Below are 4,522 nucleotides of genomic sequence, written 5' to 3'. Positions count from 1 at the left end.
GTGTTGGGGCAAGAGCCCTTTTGGTTACTTTTGGGGCTCTTTTCCAAAAGTGACCCGCCGTAAGGGCGGAACCATAAGCCGCCGTTACCGAAGAAATGGATATGTACCCCGACAGACCGCCATCGCAGGCAAGCCAGCTCCCACAAAAAGCAGCCCCCACCAAACCCCTGTGCGACCCCATGCCACACCCAACCCTTGACCACGATCAACAGCCCCCACCCACCCAGTTCCCACACTGTGCCAAACGCCCTGAAGGACCAGCCCCCCAACGGCATACCTCCTCCGAGGAATAGGCCCTACGCCCAATGCGGCGCAGGCTGCCCCCATCTTCCCAACGCTTGGAGCCCGGACCATGGCCCACCTGACCCAGCAAAACTTCGTCTCCCTGAACATCGCCGTACTGACCATCAGCGACACCCGCACCTACGACACCGACACCTCCGGCGACACCCTGGTGGACCGCCTGCAAACCGCCGGCCATATGCTCATCGACCGCGGCATCGTGATGGACGACATCTACCAGATCCGCGCCCGGGTTTCGCAGTGGATCGCCGACCCCCAGGTGCAAGTGGTGTTGATGACCGGCGGCACCGGTTTCACTGCCCGCGACAACACACCCCAAGCCGTGTTGCCGTTGCTGGACAAGCAAGTGGACGGCTTCGGCGAGTTGTTCCGTCAGGTGTCCCTGGCCGAAATCGGCATGTCGACCCTGCAATCCCGTGCCCTGGCCGGCTTCAGCAACGGTGTGCTGGTGTGCTGCATGCCCGGTTCGCCAGGGGCGTGCCGCACGGCCTGGGACAAGATTCTCTGCGGCCAACTGGACAGCCGCACCGGCCCGTGCAATTTCGCGCCGCACCTCAAGCCGCAGCTCGATCAAGCGCTCAGCGCCTGTGAGTCACGCTCATGAACGTGTGTGACAGCGGCGACCTGTTGCCGGTGGAGGACGCCATCGAGCAATTGCTCGCGCAGGCGCCGCCACCACCGCCCACCGAGGTGATTGCCTTGGCCCAGGCCCTCGGGCGGGTGGTCGCCGAAGAGGTGTTTTCGCCCCTCGACTTGCCGGGCTGGGACAACAGCGCCATGGACGGCTACGCCCTGCGCGCGTTTGACGTGCCGGAGCAGGGCGGTCACCTGGAAGTCGCCGGGCGCATCGCTGCCGGGCACAGCAGTGATGAGCCGTTGCAGGCCGGGCAAGCGGTGCGCATCTTTACCGGTGCGCCGCTGCCACCGGGGGCCGACAGTGTGGTCGCCCAGGAACGTTGCCGCGTGTATGGCCAGCGGATCTGGTGCCCGCCGATCCGTCTAGGGGACCACGTGCGCAAACGCGGCGAAGAGCTGCAACGCGGGCAGCAGGTGTTGAGCGCCGGCAAGCGCCTGCGCGCCCAGGAAATCGGCCTGCTGGCGGCGGCGGGCATCCCTCGGGTCAAGGTCTATCGGCCGCTGCGGGTGTGCCTGCTCAGCAGCGGTGATGAATTGCGCGAACCCGGTGAGTCGCTGGCACCAGGGCAGATCTACAACAGCAACCGTTACCTCATCGCGGCGCTGCTGCGAGGCTGGGGCGTTGAGGTGCACGACTACGGCGTGATGGCCGACGCCCTCACGGCGAGTCGCGATGCGTTGGCGCTGGCGTCTTCCGAATGCGACCTGCTGCTGACGACCGGCGGCGTGTCGGTGGGGGAGGAGGACCATCTCAAACAAGCGATCCGCGAGCTGGGCAAGGTCGAGTTCTGGCGCTTGGCGATCCAGCCCGGCAAGCCCCTGGCCTTTGGTCAGGTGGCAGGCAAACCATGGATAGGCCTACCGGGTAATCCGACGGCGGCGTTGGTCACGGCGCTGGTGGTGGTGCGCCCGTTCCTGCTGCGAGCCCAGGGTGCGCAGCGCGTGTTGCCGGTGCCGGCCAGCGTGCCGGCGGCGTTTGAATGGCTCAAGCCCAACCCGCGCCGCCAATACCTGCGGGCGCGCTTGAGCCCCGGCAGCGATGGGCAACTGCGCGCGATCCTGCACCCGCAGCAAAGCTCGGCGATGTTGGTCGCCGCCTGTTGGGCCGACGGTCTGGTGATCGTCGAGCGCGGGCAGCAGGTGCTCAAGGGCGCGGCGGTGCCGTTTCTGTCCTTTGCCGATTTCCACTAAGGAGTCACCATGCAACTGGTCTGCCCGGCAGGTAACTTGCCTGCGTTGAAAGCCGCTGTGCGCCAAGGCGCCGACGCGGTGTATGTGGGGTTTCGCGATGACACCAATGCCCGGCATTTCGCCGGGCTGAACATGGACGACAAGCAGTTCGACGCCGCCGTCGCCCATATCCGCCAGCACCAGCGCAAGCTCTACGTGGCGGTCAACACCTACCCGCAACCGAAGATCTGGCCACGCTGGCAACGCGCCGTCGATCGCGCTGCCGACCATGGTGTGGACGCCCTGATCGCCGGCGACCCCGGCGTACTCGGCTACGCCGCCGCGCGCCACCCGCAGATGGCCTTGCACTTGTCGGTGCAGGGCTCGGCCACCCACGCGGCGGCGTTGAAGTTTTACGTCGAACGCTATGGCATCCGTCGAGCGGTGCTGCCACGGGTGTTGTCCCTGGCCCAGGTCAAGCAGGTGGCGGCGAGCGCCACGGTGCCCATCGAAGTGTTCGGCTTTGGCAGCCTGTGCATCATGGCCGAAGGGCGCTGCCACTTGTCCTCCTACATCACCGGCGAATCGCCCAACCTGTGCGGCGTGTGCTCGCCGGCCAAGGCAGTGCGCTGGAGCGACGACGCCGACGGCCTCAGCGCGCGCTTGAGCGAAGTGCTGATCGACCGCTACACCCCGGACGAACCCGCCGGCTACCCGACCCTGTGCAAGGGCCGCTTCCTGGTGGGCGGCAAGCGCTTCCATGCGCTGGAAGAACCTACCAGCCTCGACACCCTCGACCTGCTGCCGGAACTGACCGCCATTGGCGTGGAAGCGGTGAAGATCGAAGGTCGCCAACGCAGTCCGGCCTACGTGGAGCAAGTCACCCGCGTCTGGCGCGCCGCCCTCGACGCCCACCGCAACAGCCCGGCCAACTTTGTCGTCAAGGAGCAATGGCGCCAGGTATTGGCCGGGCTCTCCGAAGGCAGCCAGACCACCCTGGGGGCTTACCATCGTGCATGGCAATGAGGATACACAGATGAAACTCAGTCTCGGACCGGTGCTGTTTTATTGGGACAAGGACCACCTCGGGCGCTTCTATGCGGACATGGCCGACTTGCCCCTGGATGTGATCTACCTGGGCGAAACCGTGTGCTCGAAACGCCGCGTGTTCAACCTCGACCAGTGGCTGGGCCTGGGCCGTGAGTTGCAGACGTGCAGTTCGGCGCAGATCGTGTTGTCGAGCCTCACGCTGATCGAGGCGGCCTCCGAACTGTCCCGCCTGCGGCGCCTGTGCGACAACGGCGAGATGCTGGTGGAAGCCAACGACATGGGTGCGGTGCAGTTGCTGGTTGAACGCAAATTACCCTTCGTCGGCGGCCCGGCGCTCAACCTCTACAACGGCCACGCCCTGGTGCAATTGCTCGACTTGGGCATGCAACGCTGGGTGCCGCCGGTGGAATGCTCGCGAGGCTTGATCGCCGATGTGCTGGCGCAGGTGCAGGAACTGGGCAGGCCGTTGCCGGAAGTGGAGATCTTCGCCTACGGCCATTTACCCCTGGCCTACTCGGCGCGCTGCTTCACCGCCCGCGCCGAAAACCGGCCGAAGGACGACTGCCAGTTCTGCTGCATCAACTACCCGGACGGCATGGCCTTGACCAGCCAGGAAGGGCAGGCGTTGTTTACCTTGAATGGGATTCAGACGATGTCGGCGGACGTGACTAACCTGCTGGCCGACTATCCCGGGCTGGTGGCTTGTGGCGCTGATGTGTTGCGCCTGAGCCCGCGTGCGGAAGGCATGGCCGATGTGGTACGCGCCTACGATCAGGTGCGGCAGGGCGCGATGCCGCCGGTGTTTGTCGAGGGTTGCAACGGCTACTGGCATGGCCAGGCGGGCATGTTGCGGGTTGAGGAGGTGGGGCTGTGTTGAGTCGCAAGCAATGGTTGCTCAAGGGGGCCGACCGGTTGTTGCCGCTGGTGCGGCGGGTGCCGTTTGCGGTGCAGCGTGTGGCCTTGGAGCAGGGGCTTAATCGTTGTCTGGCTGAGCCTTTGCGCGAGGGGGGCTTCGATTTGTTGCGCGGGCGTTGGATGTGTTTGCGGATTCCTGATTTGGGGTTGTGTTGGTACCTGACGTTGGCGCGGGATGGGTTGCGTATTACTGACAGGGCTGAGGCGCAGGTGACCATCAGTGGGAACTGGCGGGAGTTTTTGTTGTTGGCTAGTCGGCAGGAGGATCCGGATACGTTGTTTTTTCGGCGGCGGTTGGTGATTGAGGGGGATACGGAGTTGGGGTTGGGGCTTAAGAATTTGATTGATAGTTTGGATTCGGATGTGTTGCCGGGGTGGTTGTGGAGGGGGTTGGAGGTTGCGGGGCGGGGGGTTGGTGTTTGACTGAGTACATATCCGTTTCTTCGGT

Annotated in this window: 5 protein-coding genes; all 5 read left to right on the top strand. The window is 64.8% G+C overall.

Going from position 1 to position 4,522, the window contains the following annotated elements; all coding sequences use genetic code 11:
- The first annotated feature begins 352 nt into the window (after nt 1-352).
- From moaB to DBR46_RS29395, 5 genes are read left to right on the top strand one after another with little or no spacing between them, the layout of a single operon-like run.
- Nucleotides 353-907 (top strand): molybdenum cofactor biosynthesis protein B, encoded by a 555-nt coding sequence (gene moaB / locus DBR46_RS29415; protein WP_124529835.1) that lies wholly within the window; start codon nt 353-355, stop codon nt 905-907.
- Nucleotides 904-2,130 carry a gephyrin-like molybdotransferase Glp gene (gene glp, locus DBR46_RS29410; RefSeq protein ID WP_124529833.1) on the top strand — a complete coding sequence of 409 codons (1,227 nt, stop codon included), beginning with the start codon at nt 904-906 and terminating at the stop codon, nt 2,128-2,130. The genes moaB and glp overlap by 4 nt, the downstream gene beginning before the upstream one ends.
- 9 nt (nt 2,131-2,139) lie before the next feature.
- Complete coding sequence (locus DBR46_RS29405) at nt 2,140-3,135, top strand: peptidase U32 family protein (protein ID WP_124529831.1); 996 nt, start codon at nt 2,140-2,142, stop codon at nt 3,133-3,135.
- 10 nt (nt 3,136-3,145) lie between these two features.
- The gene (locus tag DBR46_RS29400; RefSeq protein ID WP_124529830.1) at nt 3,146-4,036 is read left to right on the top strand and encodes a U32 family peptidase; all 891 of its coding nucleotides are present in this window, start codon (nt 3,146-3,148) and stop codon (nt 4,034-4,036) included.
- A complete protein-coding gene (locus DBR46_RS29395; protein WP_124529828.1) occupies nt 4,030-4,497 on the top strand; it encodes an SCP2 domain-containing protein in 468 nt (155 codons plus the stop codon). The genes DBR46_RS29400 and DBR46_RS29395 overlap by 7 nt, the downstream gene beginning before the upstream one ends.
- Nucleotides 4,498-4,522 lie beyond the last annotated feature (25 nt).

The sequence above is a fragment of the Pseudomonas sp. KBW05 genome, from assembly GCF_003852405.1.
Lineage (GTDB): Bacteria > Pseudomonadota > Gammaproteobacteria > Pseudomonadales > Pseudomonadaceae > Aquipseudomonas.
The sequence above is the reverse complement of the archived record's forward strand: the minus strand, read 5'-3'. Positions and strand labels throughout refer to the sequence as shown.

Excerpts from the sequence above, each read along its gene's own strand:
- moaB (WP_124529835.1), top strand. The coding sequence starts at position 353 with ATGGCCCACCTGACCCAGCAAAACTTCGTCTCCCTGAACATCGCCGTA.
- glp (WP_124529833.1), top strand. The coding sequence starts at position 904 with ATGAACGTGTGTGACAGCGGCGACCTGTTGCCGGTGGAGGACGCCATC.
- DBR46_RS29405 (WP_124529831.1), top strand. The coding sequence starts at position 2,140 with ATGCAACTGGTCTGCCCGGCAGGTAACTTGCCTGCGTTGAAAGCCGCT.
- DBR46_RS29400 (WP_124529830.1), top strand. The coding sequence starts at position 3,146 with ATGAAACTCAGTCTCGGACCGGTGCTGTTTTATTGGGACAAGGACCAC.